Below are 22,843 nucleotides of genomic sequence, written 5' to 3' on the forward strand. Positions count from 1 at the left end.
AATGCACCGTGCGTTTAAAAATCGCGAAAGAAAGCTTACTGAATGTTCTCTCACATGTCGTAGGAGCGGTTGAACGTCGCCATACCTTAAATATTTTATCTAACCTGAAAATTCAGGTGACTGCCCAGGCATTAACGGTGACCGGTTCCGACCTTGAGGTTGAACTGGTGGCCAGTACCGCACTGGCTGAAGGTGCATGTTTGCAGGCCGGGGAAACCACAGTTCCGGCGCGTAAGCTGATTGATATCTGTAAGTCACTTCCTTCAGCGGCATTGGTGGATTTGCATATTACTGAAGATCAGCGCTGCATTCTCAAATCAGGTAACAGCCGTTTTGTGCTGGGTACCTTGCCTGCTGATGATTATCCATTACTGAATACTGAAAACACCCAAGGTACGCAAGTAACTGTTACCCAGCGTGAGCTGAAGCGTTTATTCGAGAAAACTGCCTTTGCGATGGCGGTGCAGGATGTGCGTTTTTACCTGACCGGTACTTTGCTGGAAATTGATGCCAATCAGCTGCGTGCTGTGACCACCGATGGCCACCGTCTGGCGCTTTGTGAAACTGCGGCTCAATCTACTGCGACCCAGCCGATTCAAGCGATTGTGCCACGTAAAGCCGTGGCGGAATTACAGCGTCTGCTCAGTGTTGAAGATGAGCAGTTATCTTTGCTGATTGGTCGTGAACTGCTGAATGTGACCATCAATATGCCAAGCCGTGACAAGGAACAGGCCGATATTACCGTGCGTTTCACCACCAAACTGATTGATGGTAAATTCCCGGATTATCGTCGTGTGATTCCACGTGGCGGTGACAAAATCGTGATGATTGCGCATGATGTGTTCAAGCAGTCTTTGCAGCGTGTCGCGATTTTAAGTAATGAAAAACTCCGTGGCGTGTTCCTGAATTTTAATGCCGATTCCCTGCAACTTCGCGCCAATAACCCGGAACAGGATGAGGCGATTGAAGACTTAGCCATTCAATATGCCGACTCACCGCTGGAGATGTCGTTTAATGCGCAGTACTTGATTGAGGTGCTGGGTGTGCTGGATGGTGATGATGTCTCCATGACCATGACTGAAGCCAATCAGTCTGTGTTAGTACAAGACCCGGCACATACCGATCAAACTTATGTCGTCATGCCGATGCGTGTTTAAGTCGCGGCTATTGATACTCGTATAAGACATGCATATTACGCGTTTACATATTGAGCGTGTACGGAATTTAAAGACGGTTGCTCTCCACAGATTGCAGCCGTTTAATGTTTTTTATGGCCAAAATGGTTCAGGTAAAACCTCGATTTTAGAGGCGATTCATTTGCTAGCTGCCGGTCGTTCTTTCCGTACCCATATCCCGAAAAATTATATTCAGCATGGCGCACAAGACGCGATTGTGTTTGCACAGTCCGCGACCGAAAAAATCGGCATGCAAAAAATGGCCAGCGGGGAACAGCTGATCAAGGTCAATGGTGATCTGGTGGCAACGCAGGGCCAACTCGCCAAGCTATTGCCTTTGCAGCTGATTGACCCACAAAGCACCGATATTATTGATCATGGTGCCAAGCCACGACGTCAACTTTTAGACTGGTTAATGTTCCACGTGGAACCTGAGTTTTATCATGCCTGGCAATATTATTCGCGTGCCTTGAAGCAGCGCAATAGTTTGCTCAAAAGCAAACGTTTCTTGAGTCTGTCCGATCTGGAGCCTTGGAACCAGATGCTGAGTGAGTATGGTGAACTTCTGCATTCGCAGCGTGCGGGTATCGTGGAACAGTGGAAGTCCTTTTTTGAAGATGATCTGCAGCAGCTATTGCCTGATCTGCAGATCAGTCTGGAATACAGTCCGGGTTTTCATAGTGAAACCGGCCTGCTGAATGATCTGACCAATCAGCATGCAAAAGATCTGGAAAGACGTTATACAGAATACGGTCCACATCGCGCAGATTTGCGTCTGAAAACCCCTCTGGGGGATGCCGATGTGATCCTGTCACGCGGGCAAAAAAAGCTGCTGATGATGGCGTTAAAACTGTCGCAAATCGCAATGCTGCATTCTTGTAATAAGGAAACTGTGGTATTATTAGATGATGTGACAGCAGAATTAGATTTAACCGCACAACAACGTTTAATTGAGCGATTGAGCCAACTTGGTAGTCAAGTTTTTATTACCACCTTAGACCATGAATCAGTACAAAAGCACTTACATGATTTGTCTATCTCATATCAGTTATTCAATGTTGAAAACGGTACAGTTCAGGTTGTTGTGCAATAGTATTTTTTTAGTTTTACCCATCTTGGGATAGACCTATTTTTCACTAGGGAGAAACCATGAGTTCAGAAGATCAAGCTGCTTCTCAAACAGAACAAACCATTGAAAAGGCTTATGATTCCTCTAGCATCAAGGTATTACGTGGTTTAGACGCAGTACGTAAGCGTCCGGGCATGTACATTGGTGACACAGACGATGGCACAGGCTTGCACCACATGGTGTTCGAAGTAGTCGATAACTCGATTGATGAAGCCTTGGCAGGCCACTGTGATGAAATTATAGTGACTATTCATGAAGATGAATCGGTTTCAGTTTCTGACAACGGTCGTGGTATTCCAACCGATATTCACCCTGAAGAAGGCGTGTCTGCGGCAGAGGTGATTTTGACCATTCTGCATGCCGGCGGTAAGTTTGATGACAACAGTTACAAGGTCTCAGGCGGTCTGCATGGCGTAGGTGTGTCTGTGGTCAACGCACTCTCTGAAAAACTACTGTTGAACATCAGTCGTGCAGGTAAAACCTATGAACAGGAATACCGTCATGGTGATCCTGTTTATAAATTACGTGAAACAGGGACAACCGAAACGTCAGGTACCACTGTACGTTTTTACCCAAGTGCTGAAACTTTTAGCCAAACCATATTCAATGTCGATATTCTGGCGCGTCGTTTGCGTGAACTATCGTTTCTGAACGCAGGTGTACGCATTGTACTTCGCGATGAGCGCGTCAACCTTGAAAATATCTATGACTATGAAGGTGGTTTATCTGAGTTCGTTAAATACATTAACGAAGGCAAAACGCATCTGAACGATATTTTCCATTTCACTACTGCACAGCTCGACACCGGCATTACGGTAGAAGTGGCATTACAGTGGAATGATTCTTATCAGGAAAACGTACGCTGTTTTACCAATAACATCCCGCAAAAGGATGGTGGTACACATTTGGCCGGTTTCCGTGCTGCACTGACCCGTGGTTTAAATAACTACATGGACAGCGAAAATATCCTGAAAAAGGAAAAAGTTGCAGTCTCGGGGGATGATGCGCGTGAAGGTTTAACCGCGATCGTCTCGGTGAAAGTGCCTGATCCAAAATTCTCTTCGCAGACCAAAGAAAAACTGGTGTCGAGTGAAGTAAAAACTGCGGTTGAGCAGGCCATGAACAAGGCATTTTCTGAATATCTTTTAGAAAATCCACAAGCAGCGAAATCGATTGCCGGCAAAATTATTGATGCCGCGCGTGCCCGTGATGCAGCGCGTAAAGCCCGTGAAATGACCCGTCGCAAGAGCGCACTGGATATTGCCGGTCTTCCAGGTAAGCTGGCCGATTGTCAGGAAAAAGATCCAGCCTTGTCTGAATTGTATCTGGTCGAGGGTGATTCTGCAGGTGGTTCAGCTAAGCAAGGCCGTAACCGTAAAATGCAGGCGATTTTACCGCTGAAAGGTAAGATTCTGAACGTAGAGCGTGCGCGTTTCGACCGGATGATTTCCTCTGCGGAAGTCGGCACACTGATTACTGCACTTGGCTGTGGTATTGGTCGTGAAGAATATAACCCGGACAAATTGCGTTACCATAAAATCATTATCATGACCGATGCTGACGTCGATGGTTCGCACATTCGTACGCTGCTGTTGACTTTCTTCTTCCGTCAAATGCCGGAACTGGTCGAGCGTGGTCATATCTATATCGCCCAGCCACCACTCTACAAGCTGAAAAAAGGCAAGCAGGAACAGTACATCAAAGATAACGATGCACTGGAAACTTACCTGATTTCCAATGCCATTGACGAGCTAGAACTACATATCAGTGCTGAAGCACCTGCGATTCGTGGTGAAGCACTGGCAAGGGTGATTGCTGATTATCAAACCTCACAGAAGAGCTTGGCCCGTTTAACCCAGCGTTATCCGGCGAGCTTGCTCGATGCTTTGCTGTCGCTGGACGCCTTTAAACTCGATCAGCTTGAAGATAAAAGTTATGTCGAAACTTGGGGTGAAAATCTGCGTGCAGCGATTGAAGCCATTCAGCCGACGCTACGTCCAGAATTAACGCTGGAATCTTTTGAGAAAGAACTGGCAGATGGTCAGAAAACTCAAAGCTGGTTACCAAGAATCACCATCTATGTGCATAACCTGCCACATAGTTATCTATTAGACTCTGTGCTTTTAGGTTCAAGTGAATATGCACGTTTATTAAAGAATTCGAAGAGCTGGTTCAGTCTGCTTGAAGAAGGTGCTTATTTGCAAAAAGGTGATCGTAAGATTAACGTGAACAATTTTCATCAGGTTTGGCAGCATATTCTGTCTGACTCGCGTCGCGGCATGATGATCCAGCGTTATAAAGGTCTGGGTGAGATGAATGCGGAACAGTTGTGGGAAACCACCATGGATCCGGATAACCGTAACATGCTGCAAGTGACAGTCACCGATGCGATTGAAGCAGACCGCATGTTCTCTTGTCTGATGGGCGATGATGTGGAACCACGTCGTGCCTTCATTGAAGAAAATGCCTTGAATGCAGACATTGATACCTGATTAAGATGATTTTAAAAAGCGCCTTTCGAGGCGCTTTTTTGATGCAAAATTTATGCGAATATCATCTGAATTTTTTTGGAGGAATTCCAACCTAGAGCGTGCTTTTCTGCCAAATGATCAGCTGATTTTAGCTGCAAAAAAAAGTCGAATTAAGCGGTGGCTAATCGACCTAAAAAATTATCCATAAGTAAGCAATATAAAGACAAGTATGAGATCTGGATGAATGCAATTTATCATGGTGGGGAAGTAATTGTGCCACTATAAATATGAAGATTTTAGCAGGGTTTAAAGGATAACTACCGATACTAGGATCAATTGTACATGTGCTGCAAAATAGCGTGTAGAAGCCATTGAAGCCAAAGTTGGTGTATGAAAAATACCCGTAGCGAAGGCCGAATTGAAGAGTGGAGAGCGATAGAGCTGGAAAATAATAAATACAAAATGATAAAGCTGGTTTTTTTAAATTCTATTATTTGAATGGCTTATTAAAATATCCTGCCGTATCTCAAATAATATGTGAATAGGATTATTTTAAGGTCTGCTCTAAATATGATCAAACGTGTGGATAACTACAAAGTTATCCCTAATTAATTATGTGAATAAGATTGTATTTATCCACAAACCAACTCCCTCTCTAGTTAGCTCCTGGTTTTAAATTTAAAAATATTTGGCTTGTGGACAAGTGCTTTTGAATTTAAAATGGCGTTTTGAATTTAAAGTGCTATTTAGAGTTATATTTCCTCTGTTATATAACCCTGCAAAATCAATAGCTACTCGTCAGCATGCTTGGCAGCTATTTTTATCGAAAACTAAAAATACTTTTAAAATTAATTACCTATATATCTATTGTAGTTTTATTTAACAATGAGCGTGAAACATGTTTTGATTGAAAAATAGAGAGTTTAGTTAAACTACATAATTAATTTAACAATCAAGTTAATTTTCATTTTTTAATTTAAAATCATCGTGTTATTAATTTTCTTTCTTAACTCTTTAGATTTGTATCTTCTGGTTAAGGTCTAAATCTCATTGTGACAATCATGCTATGCAGGATGTTTAGAAAAAACAGAAAAGGACATCAAAGTTTTGTGAATTGAAAATAGAAAAAATACAATTCATCAAATGCGGTAAAAAAAAGCGCCGTCAGGCGCTTTTTGCTATCCAAGCTATTTAGGGTGTCAGAATAATCTTGCGGCAGTCTTCTTCACGTTTATCGAAAATGCGATAACCTTCAGCAGCATCTTCTAGTTTCATGCGATGGGTAATAATCAGGTCTGGCGAAAGATCACCATTTTCAATATGTTCCAGTAATTGTGGCAGGAACTTGTGCACATGGGTTTGTCCCATTTTAAAGGTCAGACCTTTATCGAAGGCATCACCAAACAGGAAACCGTGAATTGGACCGGCATAAACCCCCGGCACACTGACCACACCGCCACGGCGCACCGCCGCAATACATTGTCTTAGCGCAGAACCACTTGAACCTTCCAGTTTTAGATTGGTCATTACCGTTTCCAGCATACTCCCTTTGGCCTCAAAACCCACCGCATCAATCACCGCATCGACACCACGATAACCTGCCGTATTTTGAATGATGAATTCGGCTGCATCCACGTCATCAAAATTGACCGGAATCGCCCCATAAGTTTGATGAGCAAAACGCAAGCGATAAGGATGGTGATCGACCATAAAGATCTGTTCGGCACCGAGCATACGTGCGCAGGCCGCAGCCAGCAGACCGACCGGCCCAGCTCCATAAATGGCGACACTGGAACCTCGGCCAATCTGGGCATTGGTCACAGCTTGCCAGGCTGTGGGTAAAATATCGGTCAGAAACAATACTTTTTCATCAGGCAGGGAACCGGGAACCTTAAACGGTCCGACATTGCCTTTGGGAATCCGCACATATTCGGCCTGACCGCCTGGCACACCGCCATACAGATGGCTATAACCAAACAGGGCGGCACCTGGTGGAATCTGTTTTTTATTGATAATCGCACCACGTCCGCTATTGGTATTTTCACAGGCAGCCATCAGCTCGTGTTCGCAGAAAAAACAGTGGCCACATGCAATCACAAAGGGAATAATCACCCGATCGCCTTTTTTTACTGAAGTGACTTCAGGACCGACTTCTTCGACCACCCCCATAAATTCATGACCGAAAATATCACCCTGTTCGGTTGCGGGAATTTTCCCACGATAAAGATGCAGGTCTGAGCCACAGATAGCAGTAGCCGTTACTCTGAGAATGACATCATCTGCTTCCTGAATGACTGGATCAGGAACAGATTCAACTCGTACATCGCGAGTACCGTGATAAGTAAGAGCACGCATGCGGATTTCCTCTCTCTAGTTCAACATTAAACAGACTCGAATCAAGGCTGCCAAAAATTAAAAAACACTTGTATTAGAGCCTTAGGATGCAAGCTGACGCTGTAAATTAATGTATGAAAAAAGCCACTCCACTGTTTAAAAAATAAACTTATATGGCACTTGCGTAATTCACGACAAAATGTGTCGAGTTTTGAAGAAGAGATGCAGCACTCAAGAATAGCGAGGAACTACACGAAGATGAAAAGCAGGAGGAAAATATTAAAAATGGGTGGTTTTAATAAAAAAAAAGAGATGAATAACGCTTGTTACTCATCTCTCAGATAATGGGGGGTATTGAAATAGCGTTAGAAGGACTGCTCCAGACTTTCCAGTTCCATCATCAGTTCCAGCATCTGTTCCTCGGCTGTTTCCAGTTTGGCTTTCAGCTCGGTTTGCTCATTCATCAGTTTGAGCAAATCATTTTTACGTGAGGCTTCATATAAAGCACTGTCACCCAGTAAAGTTTCAATTTCAGCCAGACGCGGCGTAACCTTTGCAATCTGTGCTTCGCATTTTTCGATATTTTTACGAATCGGGCGGCTCAGTTCCCGCTGGCGTGCCGCTTCCTTACGCTGTGCTTCTTTGTCCAGTTTGGAAATGGTTGCTTTGACTTCGACCTGAGATTTCACCGGCTCGGCTGGCTTCTGCCCGTTTTTGATCATCTCAATGCGGGCCTGACGTAACCAGTCGGCATAAGCGGTCAGATCACCGTCAAATTCACGGCATTGACCATTATGTACCAGCAGCAATTCATCACAGACACTGGCAATCAGCTGGCGTTCATGCGATACCAGCACCACAGCACCTTCAAAATCCTGCAAGGCCATGGTCAATGCATGACGCATATCCAGATCTAAATGGTTGGTCGGTTCATCCAGAATCAGCACGTTTGGACGCTGCCAGACAATCAATGCCAGAGCCAGACGGGCACGTTCACCGCCTGAGAAACTTTCACTTGGCGTATCCATGCGTTCGCCGCTAAAACCAAAACTGCCCAGGAAAGAACGTAAGCTGGCTTCACTGATTTTTTTATCGGCAATACGGGCCAGCTGTAACATCGGGCTGGCATTGCCATCCAGTGCATCCATTTGGTGTTGGGCAAAGTAGCCAATATTGAGCAGTTCCGAGTCTTTGCGCAGACCCTGAAGCAATTTTAAATCACCGACCAGCGATTTAATTAGGGTAGATTTACCGGCACCATTCATCCCGAGCAAACCAATCCGGCTGCTTGGCGTGATCTGTAAATTGACATTGGTGACAATCAGCTTGTCACCATAACCAATATCGGCATGTTCCAGTTGCAATAAAGGCGAACTCATTTTGGTCGGTTCACGGAAACTGAAGGTAAATGGTGTATCAACATGGGCAGCAGACAGTTCCTGCATACGCTCCAGCTGTTTGATCCGGCTCTGTGCCTGCTTGGCTTTGGTGGCTTGCGCTTTAAAACGGTCAATATATTTTTGCAGATGTGCGCGGGTTTCCAGCTGCTTTTCATAAGCCTGTTGCTGCTGCGCCAGACGTTCACTGCGGGTACGCTCGAAGGTCGAGTAGTTACCGGTATATAAAATCAGTTCCTGATTTTCAATATGTAAAATATGGTCGGTAATCGCATCGAGAAAATCCCGGTCATGCGAAATCAGCACCAGCGTACCTTCATAGGCTTTCAGCCAGTCTTCGAGCCAGAGAATGGCATCCAGGTCTAAATGGTTGGTCGGTTCATCAAGAAGGAGTAAATCGGAACGGCTCATCAGGGTACGCGCCAGATTCAGGCGCATGCGCCAGCCACCAGAAAAACTTGAAACATCCAGTTGGGATTGATGTTCAAAAAAGCCCAGACCGGCCATCAGTTGCGAAGCTTTGGCCGGCGCAGAATAACCTGAAATTTCATCAAAACGGCCATATAAATGCGCCAGTTCTGCATCATCCAGTTGATCCGGCTGCTCCAGTTTCTGCTGAATATCCCAGTATTCTTCATCGCCGGACAAGACGAAATCAATGGCTTTCATATTCAGCGCTTTGATTTCCTGTGCCATATGCGCCACGGTCCATACCGCAGGACGGGTCAACGAACCGGTGTCTGACTCCATGCCGCCGAGCAAAGCTGAAAACAGGGTCGATTTCCCGGCACCATTGACACCGGTTAGGCCAATTTTCCATCCTGGGTGTAACTGCATCGACGCTTTTTGAAATAAAACACGTCCACCGCGACGTATAGATAACTGGTCTAACTGAATCATTGAGAAATCAAAGCTAAGAAATAAGATGCGCCTATTCTAAAGGAAAGCCTTGTGAAAATGAAAAATCTTGCGACTTTTACTGAAATGAGCCAGCTTTTAAATACTGTGAATTTATATATTATGGACGCATAAGTTGAGTATAAGCTCTATTTTCAGCATTAACAGTTGTTTATAGTAGAAGCTGATCGAGCAAAAAATACGATAGAGTAAAATAAAAATGAAAAAGGGATTTTTAGTTTTATCTGCACTGGGTCTACTGGCATCGACTTCAAGTCATGCCAAAGTAAATGTCTGTGTTTTTGATTTGCTGGGCAAGTCTGGCGAATCTTTTAAACTCATGGAGGAATGGGCTTTAGCTGCAAAAGCTTGGAATACTGATGTTCAATTGACTGCCTATCAGGACGAAGCCAAAGTGGATCAGGATGCCAAGGCCGGAAAATGCGATGGCTTCTATATGACCTCCATGCGGGCCCGTGCCTATAACAAATTCGCCGGTTCCATTGATGCGATTGGTGGTGTGCCAAATAATGACATTGCCATGAAAGCCATCAGTTATGTACTGGACAAACGCAACAGCAAGCGCCTGATCACCCAGATTGGCAAAGAAAAATTTGAAGTGGCTGGGATCGGGCAGATTGGCCCGGCTTATATTTTTGTCCGTGATCGCGAGCTGAATAAACTGGAACAGGTAAAAGGCAAGAAATTTGCCGTGCTGCATTATGACTATGCCCAGAAAATTATGGTCAACCGGATTGAAGCCGTGCCGGTAATGTCGGAAATTTCCAATTTTATCCGTAAATTTAATCAGGGCGAAGTCGATATTGTGGCTGCACCGGCTTATGCCTTTAAACCGCTTGAATTAGAAAAAGGTCTGGGCAATAAAGGCGCCATGATTAATTTTCCAGTGATCAATGTCACTGCCGACCTGATCATCCGGCAGGATAAATTTCCTGACTCTTTCGCAGTACAATCCAGAGACTGGTTTGTGAAACAGTTGCCGCGCAGTTTTGCCATGGTGAAACGTATGGAAGCGGAAATTCCCAATAAATATAAGCTGAACTTAAGCCGTGAAGATCGCATCGCCTATCAGAAGATTCTGCGCGAAGGCCGCATCGATTTAACCCGGCAGGGGATTTATGATCCCGGCATGATGACGGTATTGAAGCGTGCCCGCTGTACCGTCGAAAGAACCAATTTTGAGTGTTCAATTAGTGGCGAATAAAATTCAAATGATGTATATCTTTGTAACTCTCACGGGTTAAATGTAATGATAATAAACTTCTATTAAACATTAAGAAATTGATATTTAAAAATATTTTATAAAATAATATTTAGAACATACGCTGATTTATCTTTATAGGCCAAAACACGGGTTTTAAATGGAGTAAATGCTCTATTTTTTTTAATTAAACTTGCTTAATATTTGTTCCGTGTACGGACACTCAGCGAATAACAAGATTCCAAAGGATAATACAATGAAAAAAGCACTCTTATCATTGGCTGCACTTTCTACATTTGGTTTTGCCAATGCGGTGCATGCAGAAAAAGTCGATATCTGCGTGTTTGACTTACTGGGTAAATCGGGTGAGTCTTTCCAGATGGCGCAAGAATGGGCACTGGCTGCAAAAGGCTGGGGCGCAGAAATCAATCTGATTGCCCGCCAGGATGAAGCTGTTGCCGACAATGATTTTAAAGCCGGAAAATGTGATGGCGTATTTATGACTGCCATGCGCGCCCGTCAATACAATAAATTTGCCGGTTCTATCGATGCACTGGGCGGTGCACCGAGCAATGCAATTGCACAGCGTGCCATTAGTTTTGCGCTGGACAAACGCAATGCCAGCAAAATGGTGACTAATCTGGGTGGTAAAAAATACGAAATTGCCGGGATTGCACCACTTGGTTCGGCGTTCATCTTTGTCCGTGACAAAAATATTAACTCGATCGAAAAAGCCGCAGGTAAAAAATTCGCGGTATTGGGCTATGACGATGCCCAGAAAATTATGGTGCAGCGTGTGGGCGCGCAGGCCGTGATTTCCGATGTATCCAATTTTGTGGCCAAATTTAACAATGGTCAGGTGGATATGGTGGGTGCGCCTGCCTATGCCTACAAGCCATTAGAAATCTATAAAGGTCTGGGTAATAACGGCGCGATGTTCAATTTCCCGGTGCTGCATGTGACGTCTGATTTTGTGATTCGTCCAGAAAAATTCCCCGCAGGTTTTGGACAGAAATCGCGTGACTGGTTTATCAAAAACCTGCCAAAGAGCATGGCCATGATCAAACGTCTGGAAGCCGGTATTCCGTCGAAATATAAAATGAACCTGAACGCTGAAGATAAAACCAAGTATCAGAAAATGTTACGTGATGGCCGGATGGACATGACCAAACGTGGAATCTATGATGCCAGCATGATGTCAGTATTAAAACGTGCCCGTTGTTCTGTCGATAAGGCCAACTTTGAATGTTCAATGGCTGGCGAATAATCTGATTTTTAAAGCAAAAAGCTTAGAGTGATCTAGGCTTTTTTTATGGCTGAACCAGGTCAGATCTGCCATTGTGCAGCGAATAAAATAGCTTAAGCTTGAGCTAAATATTAAATTCGCATGTTTTATATAAAAAACAATCACATGTGACTAAAACTTCAATAACAAAAACAAGCGATAAGGAAATGAGGATGATGCATAGAGGATGGAAAGCACTGGCATTGGCTACAGCGACACTGGCTGTTTCAGGTCTGGCGCAAGCCAAACAGGTGATGTGCGTATTTGATCTGGTGGGCAAAAATGGCGATGTGTATAGCGTCATGAAAGATTATCAGCTGACAGCGAAAAACTGGGGCGCTGATATCGAGCTTAGAGTGAATACCAATGAAGCCGTGGTTGCAGAAGATTTTAAGGCTGGAAAATGCGACGGGATTAGTGTCACTGGAATGCGCGGACGTCAGTTTAACAGCTTTACCGGCTCACTCGATGCTATCGGGGCGATTCCAGATCTGAATCTGGCCGTTAAAGTGATGCAGGGTCTGGCGAGTCCGACTTTTGCCAAACATATGCTCAATGGCAAATATGAAGTGGTGGGGGTGATTCCTGTCGGTGATGCTTTTCTGTTGGTCAATGACCGTAGTATTAATACCGTGGCCAAAGCCGCAGGTAAAAAAATTGCGGTACTCGACTATGATGAAGCACAAAAAATCATGGTGCAGCAGGTTGGTGCTCAAGCCGTCAGTGCCGATGTCACCAACTTTGGCGCCAAGTTTAACAATGGTCAGGTTGATATCATTGGCGCACCCGCTGCGGTATTTAAGCCGCTAGAATTACACAAAGGCTTAGGTACAAAAGGTGCGATTGTGAATTATCCGGTGTTGCAAGTGACCGGTAATATCATTATCCGTCCCGATAAATTCCCGGCAGGATACGGACAAAAATCACGTGAATGGGTCAAGAGCCAGTTACCACGTGCCTTTGGTATTTTGGGTAAAATGAAAGCGGATATTCCATCGAAATACTGGATGGATATTCCGGCTGCAGATAAACCGGGTTATCAGAAAATGATGCGCGATTCCAGAATCGACCTGACCAAACGCGGCGTATATGACAAACGCATGATGAAACTGCTGTGGCAATTCCGTTGTAAACAGAACCCGCAAAACTTCGAATGTGCCTTACAGGATGAGAACTACAAATAATCCTGATAAAATTACTCTGATTTGACTTTTAATCTGTAGAGACTGACCATATCTTGAGTGTGTTATACTTCGATATGGTCTTTTTTTTTTAAAGACATTCCATTCAACAGAGGAATCCGCCATGAATGCCCAAGCGCTTGTGCTCACCGACAATGCCGCAAATAAAGTACGCCAGTTGCGTGACAGTGAAGGTAACCAAGACTTAATGCTCCGTGTTTATGTTACCGGTGGCGGCTGTTCAGGTTTCTCTTATGGCTTTAACTTTGCCGAAAGTCAGAATGAAGACGATGCAGAATTTGCCAACGGCGATGTGAAAGTACTGGTCGATTCACTCAGCTATCAATATCTGGTCGGTTCAGTTGTAGATTATTTGGAAGGTCTGGAAGGTTCACGCTTTGTGGTGCAAAACCCGAATGCGACCACCACTTGTGGTTGTGGATCTTCATTCTCGATCTAAACACGCACAATAAAAAAGTCCTCTTGATGAGGACTTTTTTATATCTGAAGAAAACTTAATTTTCCAGTTTTACCGCTTCCAAGAGGTCAAAAATTACTGATGTGACATCCTGACTCAGCTCGCGATTATTAAAAATCTCATAAGCGCTAATGGTAATGTCGGTATCACTTGGCAACAGGCGCTGCTCTTCTTCGATCAGGTCATTGATCGGCAAGAGGGTCTGTTTGATTTCCAGATGTAAAATATCTTTATATTCCAGATTCTCATCGTCCAGTTCAATCAGCTGTTCATTGAAATAAGGCAATAAAATCGCATGAAGATGTGGCTGAATATCCTCAATATCAAAGATCTCGATATCACGCGTTTCATCAATCGTACTAATGTGGTCATTTACTTCAATTAAAATATGGTAGTAACTCACATGAATCTCCAAAGATGGCCTGAACAATGTAGCCGTTCACAATAACATGAAATCCGAATAGAGTGTTTTTTATAACACTTATACACTTAAATTAATTAAGGAATTCAGGCTGATCACTTAACGGTGATACAGCAAAGTCTTGTCGGCAGGTCGCAACTGAAAGTGTTGCAGATTCTGTTTTCCCAGTACCGGATACATCAGCGCCTCTGGATCATCATGATGATACAGGCCCAAAGCATGCCCCAGTTCATGAGCCAGTGTCAGACGCAGATCATCTTCTGCATCAAACTGATATACATGAATCTGATGACCCATAAATACCCCTTTATGAAATTCACGGGCAGGAAAACGTTGCTGGGCCTGAATGATATTCTGTTGATGATTTTCAAGACTATGTTGATGCAGCGAAACATTCAGGTTAAAAGAACTTTGCTGTCGCTGAAGATACTCGGCTTCCCGTTTAAAATTTTCCGATTTGTGCTGTAAAGCCTGAAACTCATATTCTAATTGTTCGTGCTCATAGGCAGATAAATTTGGCTGATACCGTCGTTGCTGTAGCTTCTGAAATTCATAATTAATCTGATCTCTTTGCTGGATCAAGCGCTGTTGCTGACTTTCCAGATGTTGATAAGATGCTTCCAGATTTTTGACCTGACGTTGATACTGGGCATCATCTGCCAGCAACTGTTTTTCGACTTTCTTTAAGGCATTATATTCCTGTTGCCGTTGATCATAGATCAGATGAATACTCAGCTGGGCATTTTCATCATAGAGCAGCAGATCATCGCGATGGGTGCCCTGATGCCAGATCTCGACGGCTTCTTTGCTCAGTTGAATCACTTGCTCTTTACTCAGCCCAAAGCCTGCATCTACCTGATCGACCTTAAAGCGTAAACGTGTGTCAAAAGGATGACTGAGCCGGTCTGCAAGCGAGTTGTAGCGCAGTTGTGGATGAGCTTTGGTCTGCATATGCATAGAGGCAGACAGGATTAACCCAACGATGACCAGACAAAATAGAAGGCGCATATTGCTATTGAGATGCTTATTTTTAAAAAATATAGCTTAATTTTAAGGCATTTCCCATGCTTATTTGCCTTCCTGCTCAGCTTTTGGATAAAGTCCTAATTCGGCCAAGGTTTGCTGTAAAATGTCCAGGCGAATCGCCGGATCCATATGACTGTGCATCTGCATATTCAGGGAAAAGGCCACGATGTCAGCCTGTGGTGTTTCGATCCAGCCCGTGCGTCAGCCAACTTGCGGTTCCAGCTCCATACCCCGGCCGGATTTGGCATACAGTCGACAAGCGTGGCGTTCCTGTAGCAATAACATGGCTTTAACCCATTGCTGAAAGGCCGCAAAATCAGAATTTTCAGGGTTGATGGTCGTTTCATGCTGGATTTAGCTTAAACAGCTTTACTTGAACATACGATCCATTTTTAGTCATTTTACCTTCATGCTTTAAAATTTGGACATAAAAAAACCGCGCTATTGCGCGGTTTTTCAGTTAAAGCGACAAATTATTTTTTGTCATCTTTTACTTCAGTGAACTCAGCATCTACAACGCCGTCGTCCGCTTTTTGCTGTTGTTGACCAGCGTCACCACCGAATGCGTTCGGATCAAACCCTTGCGCACCGCCTTGGCCTTGAGCTGCTTCATAGGCACGCTGAGTGATCGGCATGATGATGTTTTGAAGCGCTTCAGTTTTCGCTTTGATTTCTTCAACATCATTTTCTTTAGTTGATGCTTCAAGCTCAGAAACCGCAGTTTCAATTGCAGTTTTTTCGTCTGCAGTCACTTGCTCGCCCAAATCTTTCACTGCTTTTTGAGCAGAAGAAACTAACGCATCCGCTTCGTTACGTGCTTTCGCTAATTCTTCGAATTTGCGATCTTCTTCAGCATTCGCTTCAGCATCACGGATCATTGCTTCGATTTCAGCATCAGACAAACCTGAGTTTGCTTTAATCTGGATCGATTGCTCTTTACCCGTGCTCTTGTCTTTTGCAGATACTTTCAAGATACCATCAGCGTTGATATCGAAAGACACTTCAATTTGTGGCACACCACGTGGCGCAGGTGGGATATCGCCCAATTGGAAGTTACCCAACAATTTGTTTTGCTGTGCCATTTTACGTTCACCCTGGAACACAGAAATGTCTACAGCAGGCTGGTTGTCAGCAGCAGTCGAGAACACTTGAGATTTCTTCGCAGGAATCGTGGTGTTTTTCTCGATGATTGCTGTTAACACGCCACCCATGGTTTCGATACCAAGTGTCAGCGGAGTAACGTCAAGTAGAAGTACGTCAGTTTTGTCACCTGAAAGTACCGCACCTTGAATCGCAGCACCCATTGCGACTGCTTCATCAGGGTTTACGTCTTTACGTGGCTCTTTACCGAAGAATTCTTGAACCTTCTGTTGAACCATTGGCATACGTGATTGACCACCCACCAAAATCACGTCAGAGATGTCTGAAGTCGAAAGACCAGCATCTTTAAGTGCAATCTTACATGGCTCAATGGTACGCGCAACCAAGTCAGCAACCAAACCTTCAAGTTTCGCACGTGTTACGTTGATCACCAAGTGTTTAGGACCAGTCGCATCAGCAGTGATGTATGGCAGGTTAATTTCAGTTGCATTCGAAGAAGAAAGCTCGATCTTCGCTTTTTCAGCAGCTTCTTTTAAACGTTGCAGCGCAAGCGGATCTTGTTTCAAGTTGAAGTTTTGTTCTTTCTTGAACTCTTCAACCAGGAATTCGATCAATGCGTTATCGAAGTCTTCACCACCCAGGAATGTATCACCGTTAGTAGACAATACTTCGATTTGCTGGTCGCCATCAAGATCCGCAATTTCAATGATTGAAACGTCGAATGTACCACCACCCAAGTCATAAACCGCGATTTTACGGTCGCCTTCTTTCTTGTCCATACCGAACGCAAGTGCAGCAGCCGTTGGTTCGTTGATGATACGTTTCACTTCTAAACCTGCAATTTTACCTGCATCTTTCGTTGCTTGACGCTGGGCATCGTTGAAGTAAGCAGGAACGGTAATGACCGCTTCAGTTACTGTTTCACCCAGGTAATCTTCCGCTGTTTTCTTCATCTTTTTCAAGATTTCAGCAGAGATTTGCTGTGGCGCAAGTTTCTTGTCGTTGACATCAACCCAAGCATCACCGTTGTCAGCTTTGATGATTTTGTACGGTACCAGACCGATATCTTTTTGTACCGCTTGGTCTTCATAACGACGACCGATCAAACGTTTGATCGCGAACAAGGTATTTTTAGGATTCGTTACCGCTTGACGCTTTGCCGATTGACCTACCAGAATTTCGCCATCTTTATAGGCAATAATTGATGGCGTTGTACGCGCGCCTTCAGCGTTTTCGATTACTTTAACTTTGTCGCCTTCAAGTACTGCAACACATGAGTTTGTAGTACCTAAGTCAATACCAATGATTTTAGCCATTTGGATGTTTCCTCAAAAATTTTTTTATTCCCAAACTTTTCCCTTTATCAAAGGGAAATTAAAAGGGATTTACTTGTTATCCGATATGAGAGCCGTTCGATTTTTTTCAAGTAAAATTGTTGAAAAAATTTCACAAACTCCCGAATTTATTTGGCTTAAGCGCCAACCATGACCATCGCCGGACGCAACAGGCGATTATTCAGCGTGTAGCCTTTTTGCAAAACAGTGCCAATTTCATTGGCTTTGGCATTTGGATCAATCCCAACTGCCTGATGCAGATCAGCATTAAAGCCGTTACTGGTGTCTACCACCACGACTCCAAATTTCTCTAAGGTATTCAATAAAGATTTAAGTGTCAGTTCAACGCCTTCCAGCAGTGGAGTTTTCTCTTCACCTGCGGCAACAATGGCGCGCTCGAGATTGTCGACGGTTTCTAAAAGTTCTTTAGAGAACTTTTCTAAAACGGTATCTTTATGCTTTTCAGATTCACGCTGAATACGTTCCACACTTTTTTGTGCTTCGTAGACTGCATTGGCCGTACGTGCTTTTTCTAACTTTAAGTCACCTTCAAGCTGCGCAATCTGCTCTTGTAAAGACTCAACGGAAACTTCAGCCTGCTCGGTTTCAGCTTGAGTTTGCGCTGTATCTTGTTCCGCTTGCTCTTGCTCAAATTTTTGAGCTTGCTCGTTTTGCTCAGTCGCCATTGATTTACTCCGTTTAAATGGGTTCTTAAACATGTACAGTCCTCAGGCCTCAGTATTCACTGCGTTAATGCTGAACTGCCATGGTTGAAGTTCTTGATTACCTAAAGAAATCGGGGCAGGGCGTAAAAATTCAAGCGTCAGTCAAGATTAAATTTAAGATTTATACAAAATTCTGAATAAAACAGCGAGCAGATGGCAGGCTTTTACCTCGATATAGGCGGAGATAAATTGAAGTAAATGATCAAGGAGCCATCTGATCATTACTGTATACGTCGCTGAATAGACAGTCTGAGCTTTAAAATAAAACATGAATTATTTGAAAATAAATATAAAAAATTGATAATCGTATTTTTAAATAAATTTAATAATTTTAATCTGTTTTAAATATTAGTAAAAAAATTGCATGATACTGACATAGACAGCGACCTTGTTCAGAGGAGAGAGCCGAACTCGGTTGCTGTTGCCTTATTTCAAGTTACTTTTTTCAAGCTGAGTTCCCCCAAGACTTGGCTTTTTTTTGCCTGATTATTTATTAGACATAAAAGCGATTAATATCTAAGCAATAAAGTATTTCTCAATAGATGAACTTTTGATTAATATTTATTCCAGATTCTATCGCTGTAGTTTCTTCTTATTTTGAAATGTGTTTTCGTGGCTTATCTTTTTCTCTAAGATAGGCCTTTTTTTTGCTAAAATTGAGCATTCTTGATCTGATCAAGATAAAAATGATGGCTTGGCGGCTTAGTCCGACTTCATGCAAAAATACTGCTTTTATTCAATCAGCTTGAGATAAAATTTTCCATTAAAAAAGCCTGCTACAGGCTTTTTTAACAAAGAGTGAAATCAAAGTATTAATCACGGCGATCGCGTGGGCGCTGTTGTTGCTGTTGACGTCGATTATCGCTCCAGCGTGGGTTAGATGAACGGTTTTGCTGGGCTTTTCTGACACGCTGATCGGTGATCCGTTTAGGATCCTGCTCCAGGCGGCGTTTATTACGTTCTGCTTCAGCCTGTTTTTGCCGTTGGCTCATCATGTTTTTACGCTGCTGTTCCTGGCGTTGTCGTTCCAGCTGGCTTTTACGTCGGTCCTGTTCTAACTGTCTTTTACGGTCCTGTTCCCAGTTACGACGCTGCACTTCCTGTTTACGTCGATCCAGTTCAATACGTTTACGTTGCTGTTCATATTCCCAGCGTTGCCGATCATAACGACGCTGTTGCTCATAACGACGGTCCTGTTCATAGCGGCGATCAGAACGCTGATCATAACGGCCATCGTAGTAGCCACTATCTTCAGGGAAAGCAACACAGCCTACAGCCAAAAATGCAGTCGCCAGAGACAGAGCTATAATTTTGCCAGCCATAGGCATTCTCCCAACTTGAAATAAAAAATATACTGAAGCTCGCAAAACTACGTCAAAAATACCATTTAAATGGTCAATGACATCTTTTATAAATCAGGTTAACGTATTGGATAAAACTATATGTACTTAGATATTAAGACTTATATAAGAATATGGTCACTGAAACGCTAATCGTGTAGAAACTATGAAGAATTAAGAGAATAAGGACTAAAAATAATGACTGTGAATCATCCAGTACTGAAAAGTGTCATGGAGAAAGGGCAAGGCACAGCAGCGCGTATGCTGGATCGCTTACCTGGTATTGCACAAGACGCATTGGTTAAGGCTTTGGACTATCCTCATCACTATCCTGATTTAGACCCTATGGTCAAATGCCTGATGGCGATTCAGCTTAAACAGGGGCATGGCAGCTTTCTGAGTGAAGATGTCGCACAGGCACGGGTGGCGTTTGATGCGCGCATGAAAACAATTCAGGCCAGACCGACTGCTGTGAAAATGGTAGAAGAGCTGCGTCTGCCTTTGCAAAGTGGCAGCATCTTTGCCCGGCATTATCATCCTGCACCGCAAAAGAAGTTGCCTATGGTGATTTTTTATCATGGCGGTGCATTTATGGTGGGTGGTCTGGACAGCCATGATGAGTTCTGTCGCCTTCTGGCAGTGCATGCCAAAGTACAGGTGCTGAGTGTGGCTTATCCGCTGACACCGGAATTTAGTCCCTTGCAGATGGTACAGGTCTGTGAAGATGCCCTCGCCTGGGCACATCAGCATAGTAAACAGCTGAAAGTGTATAAAAACCGGATTGCGGTGGCGGGAGACAGTGCAGGTGGAAATCTGGCAGCAGTGGTGGCGCAGCGTAGTGCAGGCAAATCTTATGCAGCACGTGCCCAGCTCTTGCTTTATCCGGCGGTTGATTTTAAAAGCCGCCATCCCTCTTTTTATGCTTATAAAGACGGCTTGGTATTGTCAGATCAGGATATTGATCTGGTGACCTTGATGTATGCCCAAACCCACCAGATTGAACTGGATGATCCATTGGTTTCTCCCACCTATGGTCAATTGAAAAACTTGCCGCCTGCTTATGTGATTACCGCACAACATGATGTTTTGCATGATGAAGGTTCTATTTATGCACATAAATTACGTCAAAATGGGGTAAGTGTTTCTTATCATGACTATATCGATCAGGCCCATGGTTTTATCAATTTAACCCCGATTTCCCGCCGTGCTAAAAAATATGTAATCGAGATCAGCAAGGATTTTCGCAAATTTTGGGATAAACATAGTTAAATCCAAAACGTGCATACAAAAAGGTGTTTCTCATGGAAATGCCTTTTTTATACCTGGCTTGATATAAGTTGTTATGGCTTGGTCGCAATCTTTGCTTCAGGGAAGATCAGATTAAACTTGGGGACATAAAAGCTCTGTAGCAACTTGGCTTTAGAAAAATCTGGAAATATATTATTGATATTTTGCCATTCCACTTGGGACAGCTTGGAAAGATGGCCACGGAATTGTGGGCTGAACTGAAAACGCTGGCCTTTCCAGGCTTGCTGAATTTTGAGCATAGAGGCTGGAATATGATGACTATTAATATAGAACTTGCGCGCAGATTTGGTTTTTTTGAGTCGAATCGTCATACGCTGGTTTTGATGCTGAATATGACACAATATTTCCTGATTTTTTTCCTGCCATTCAAATTCTGCATGTTCTTTGGGAATACCCCATAAATGCTGGCCGTGTATGACAGATTCATGAGTAGACACATAAATTTTAGGAATCGAGCTGAGGCGTCGTTTACTAATTAAAGGATGATCCAGAATCAGTAACTCATCATAAGGACCAATGGGTGAAGAATGATAACGCACCAATAACACTTGTACCACGCGACCCAGTGGGGAGGGGGCAATACGGAACTGCTTGGCTTGCTGAATAAAGCCGGGTGTTAGCCAGTAATTCAAAATAAAACCTTCGCCCTGTAAATGCCAAGGCGGAAACTGGTGGATATTTTGCTCCTGTAATAATGCATGGCTCATTCTTATTCTCTTGTCTTTAGTCGGCAGGCAACTGCATTATGAGTTATAAAAGATTAATATACAGTCATTCACAACCATTACTTCTAAGTAGATGAGTTAAAAAATGTTAAAGAAATCATTATATGCGATCGCCCTTACTGCCATTAGTCTGCCAGGTTTTGCTGCCAATACCCTTATTGAGATGAAAACTTCATCGGGAAATATTGAAATTGAGCTCTTTAATGATCAAGCCCCGATCTCGGCAAAGAACTTTGAAAACTATGTAAAGAGCAACTTCTATAAGGACACTATCTTTCACCGGGTCATTCCTGGCTTTATGGTGCAGGGTGGGGGCTTTGATAGCAACATGCAGGAAAAGGCCAATACCCAAGCTCCAATTAAAAATGAATCATCGAATGGTCTGCAAAATAAACGCGGTACTTTAGCGATGGCGCGTACCAATCAGCCGGATTCTGCACGAGCACAATTCTTTGTAAATCTGGTCGATAACGATTTTCTGGATCGTTCTGCCCGAAATGCAGGCTATGCGGTCTTCGGTAAGGTCACTAAAGGTATGGATATTGTCGATCAGATTGCCAAAGTACCGACTCGAAACTATGGAATGCATCAAAATGTGCCGGTGAAGCCTATCAAGATCAACAGTGTGAACATTAAAGCGCCAGTTGTGAAAAACTAGGTACAGAATAAAACAGAAATATTTAATTCATATTTCTGTTTTAAAAATATGTAGTTATGTGATGTTTTGTATAAATACGAACCAAATTGGTGCATAAAAATAAAACAGTCGTGATTCCTGTGAGTTAAAAGCACTTGCACCTGTAGGAAATTGCCCTATAATGAGCCCATACCGACGAGATAGACGGAAACGAACGAAGCAAATTGCTGAGTTGTTAAGTATATCGAAGTCCAGCTTCTGGCACTGACGAGGTGTTAGAAAGATCATTAAGAGATTATGAAGAACAACTTGTGTGGATTTTTACTGGTTGATCGATCGAAATTATTTTCATTGATTGATGGTAGAAATGACTCGAAGTTTATTTGAGAAATATTTGTCAGAAAATTGATGAGCCAAGATTGGTGTCCTTTAGGCACTACTGATTTTAAACTGAAGAGTTTGATCATGGCTCAGATTGAACGCTGGCGGCAGGCTTAACACATGCAAGTCGAGCGGGGGAAGTTGCTTCGGTAACTGACCTAGCGGCGGACGGGTGAGTAATGCTTAGGAATCTGCCTATTAGTGGGGGACAACATCTCGAAAGGGATGCTAATACCGCATACGTCCTACGGGAGAAAGCAGGGCGTCTTCTGCTTG

The 22,843-nt window shown here is 43.5% G+C and carries 17 protein-coding genes, 1 rRNA gene and 1 pseudogene; 10 read left to right on the forward strand and 9 right to left on the reverse strand.

All coding sequences use genetic code 11. The features are described from left to right. Positions 1-8 precede the first annotated feature (8 nt). From dnaN to gyrB, 3 genes are read left to right on the forward strand one after another with little or no spacing between them, the layout of a single operon-like run. Positions 9-1,157 carry a DNA polymerase III subunit beta gene (gene dnaN, locus CWI32_RS13270; protein ID WP_005173508.1) on the forward strand — a complete coding sequence of 383 codons (1,149 nt, stop codon included), beginning with the start codon at positions 9-11 and terminating at the stop codon, positions 1,155-1,157. A 28-nt stretch (positions 1,158-1,185) separates the two neighbouring features. Further along, positions 1,186-2,268 carry a DNA replication/repair protein RecF gene (gene recF, locus CWI32_RS13275; RefSeq protein WP_100535513.1) on the forward strand — a complete coding sequence of 361 codons (1,083 nt, stop codon included), beginning with the start codon at positions 1,186-1,188 and terminating at the stop codon, positions 2,266-2,268. A gap of 56 nt (positions 2,269-2,324) precedes the next feature. Continuing rightward, entirely contained in the window at positions 2,325-4,796 is a 2,472-nt protein-coding gene (gene gyrB, locus CWI32_RS13280; protein WP_100329864.1) for a DNA topoisomerase (ATP-hydrolyzing) subunit B, read from the forward strand. A 1,170-nt stretch (positions 4,797-5,966) separates the two neighbouring features. On the opposite strand, the gene CWI32_RS13285 is transcribed toward gyrB, so the two are convergent. Both CWI32_RS13285 and CWI32_RS13290 read right to left on the reverse strand, forming a co-directional pair. Then, positions 5,967-7,130 carry a zinc-dependent alcohol dehydrogenase gene (locus tag CWI32_RS13285; protein WP_005173519.1) on the reverse strand — a complete coding sequence of 388 codons (1,164 nt, stop codon included), beginning with the start codon at positions 7,128-7,130 and terminating at the stop codon, positions 5,967-5,969. 344 nt (positions 7,131-7,474) lie between these two features. Further along, positions 7,475-9,406, reverse strand: coding sequence for an ATP-binding cassette domain-containing protein (locus tag CWI32_RS13290; RefSeq protein ID WP_074383787.1), 1,932 nt, complete (start codon positions 9,404-9,406; stop codon positions 7,475-7,477). Positions 9,407-9,623: 217 nt separating this feature from the next. Here CWI32_RS13290 and CWI32_RS13295 point away from each other — a divergent pair, with 217 nt between their 5' ends. The 4 genes from CWI32_RS13295 (at position 9,624) to erpA (ending at position 13,551) form a co-directional block, all read left to right on the forward strand. Next, positions 9,624-10,628 carry a putative solute-binding protein gene (locus tag CWI32_RS13295; protein WP_100535514.1) on the forward strand — a complete coding sequence of 335 codons (1,005 nt, stop codon included), beginning with the start codon at positions 9,624-9,626 and terminating at the stop codon, positions 10,626-10,628. 253 nt (positions 10,629-10,881) lie between these two features. Then, a complete protein-coding gene (locus CWI32_RS13300; RefSeq protein WP_100535515.1) occupies positions 10,882-11,892 on the forward strand; it encodes a putative solute-binding protein in 1,011 nt (336 codons plus the stop codon). Between the two features lie 194 nt (positions 11,893-12,086). Then, positions 12,087-13,094: a putative solute-binding protein gene (locus CWI32_RS13305; protein ID WP_100535520.1), complete on the forward strand. Its 1,008-nt coding sequence runs from the start codon at positions 12,087-12,089 to the stop codon at positions 13,092-13,094. 121 nt (positions 13,095-13,215) lie between these two features. Then, complete coding sequence (erpA, locus tag CWI32_RS13310) at positions 13,216-13,551, forward strand: iron-sulfur cluster insertion protein ErpA (RefSeq protein WP_004281944.1); 336 nt, start codon at positions 13,216-13,218, stop codon at positions 13,549-13,551. Between the two features lie 55 nt (positions 13,552-13,606). On the opposite strand, the gene CWI32_RS13315 is transcribed toward erpA, so the two are convergent. The 6 genes and pseudogenes from CWI32_RS13315 to CWI32_RS13345 form a co-directional block, all read right to left on the reverse strand. Further along, positions 13,607-13,984: a hypothetical protein gene (locus CWI32_RS13315; RefSeq protein WP_167381287.1), complete on the reverse strand. Its 378-nt coding sequence runs from the start codon at positions 13,982-13,984 to the stop codon at positions 13,607-13,609. A gap of 105 nt (positions 13,985-14,089) precedes the next feature. Next, positions 14,090-14,998 carry a matrixin family metalloprotease gene (locus CWI32_RS13320; RefSeq protein ID WP_100535516.1) on the reverse strand — a complete coding sequence of 303 codons (909 nt, stop codon included), beginning with the start codon at positions 14,996-14,998 and terminating at the stop codon, positions 14,090-14,092. 60 nt (positions 14,999-15,058) lie between these two features. Further along, positions 15,059-15,319: pseudogene (locus CWI32_RS13325) on the reverse strand (OXA-134 family carbapenem-hydrolyzing class D beta-lactamase); the annotation flags it as partial. Between the two features lie 170 nt (positions 15,320-15,489). Further along, positions 15,490-17,433, reverse strand: coding sequence for a molecular chaperone DnaK (gene dnaK / locus CWI32_RS13330; protein ID WP_074383783.1), 1,944 nt, complete (start codon positions 17,431-17,433; stop codon positions 15,490-15,492). A gap of 155 nt (positions 17,434-17,588) precedes the next feature. Further along, entirely contained in the window at positions 17,589-18,137 is a 549-nt protein-coding gene (grpE, locus tag CWI32_RS13340; protein ID WP_005173545.1) for a nucleotide exchange factor GrpE, read from the reverse strand. A gap of 851 nt (positions 18,138-18,988) precedes the next feature. Then, positions 18,989-19,498 carry a cell envelope integrity TolA family protein gene (locus CWI32_RS13345; RefSeq protein ID WP_074383782.1) on the reverse strand — a complete coding sequence of 170 codons (510 nt, stop codon included), beginning with the start codon at positions 19,496-19,498 and terminating at the stop codon, positions 18,989-18,991. A 216-nt stretch (positions 19,499-19,714) separates the two neighbouring features. Between CWI32_RS13345 and CWI32_RS13350 the strand changes: the two genes are divergently transcribed. Beyond that, positions 19,715-20,785 (forward strand): alpha/beta hydrolase, encoded by a 1,071-nt coding sequence (locus tag CWI32_RS13350; RefSeq protein WP_100535517.1) that lies wholly within the window; start codon positions 19,715-19,717, stop codon positions 20,783-20,785. Between the two features lie 71 nt (positions 20,786-20,856). Here CWI32_RS13350 and CWI32_RS13355 read toward each other — a convergent pair whose 3' ends face one another. After that, positions 20,857-21,531 (reverse strand): acetoacetate decarboxylase family protein, encoded by a 675-nt coding sequence (locus CWI32_RS13355; RefSeq protein ID WP_100535518.1) that lies wholly within the window; start codon positions 21,529-21,531, stop codon positions 20,857-20,859. Positions 21,532-21,634: 103 nt separating this feature from the next. Between CWI32_RS13355 and CWI32_RS13360 the strand changes: the two genes are divergently transcribed. Both CWI32_RS13360 and CWI32_RS15265 read left to right on the forward strand, forming a co-directional pair. Continuing rightward, the gene (locus tag CWI32_RS13360) at positions 21,635-22,207 is read left to right on the forward strand and encodes a peptidylprolyl isomerase (RefSeq protein WP_100535519.1); all 573 of its coding nucleotides are present in this window, start codon (positions 21,635-21,637) and stop codon (positions 22,205-22,207) included. A gap of 426 nt (positions 22,208-22,633) precedes the next feature. Further along, positions 22,634-22,843: ribosomal RNA gene (locus CWI32_RS15265) — 16S ribosomal RNA — on the forward strand; the annotation flags it as partial.

This window comes from Acinetobacter pseudolwoffii, assembly GCF_002803605.1.
In the GTDB taxonomy this organism is placed as follows: Bacteria; Pseudomonadota; Gammaproteobacteria; order Pseudomonadales; family Moraxellaceae; genus Acinetobacter; species Acinetobacter pseudolwoffii.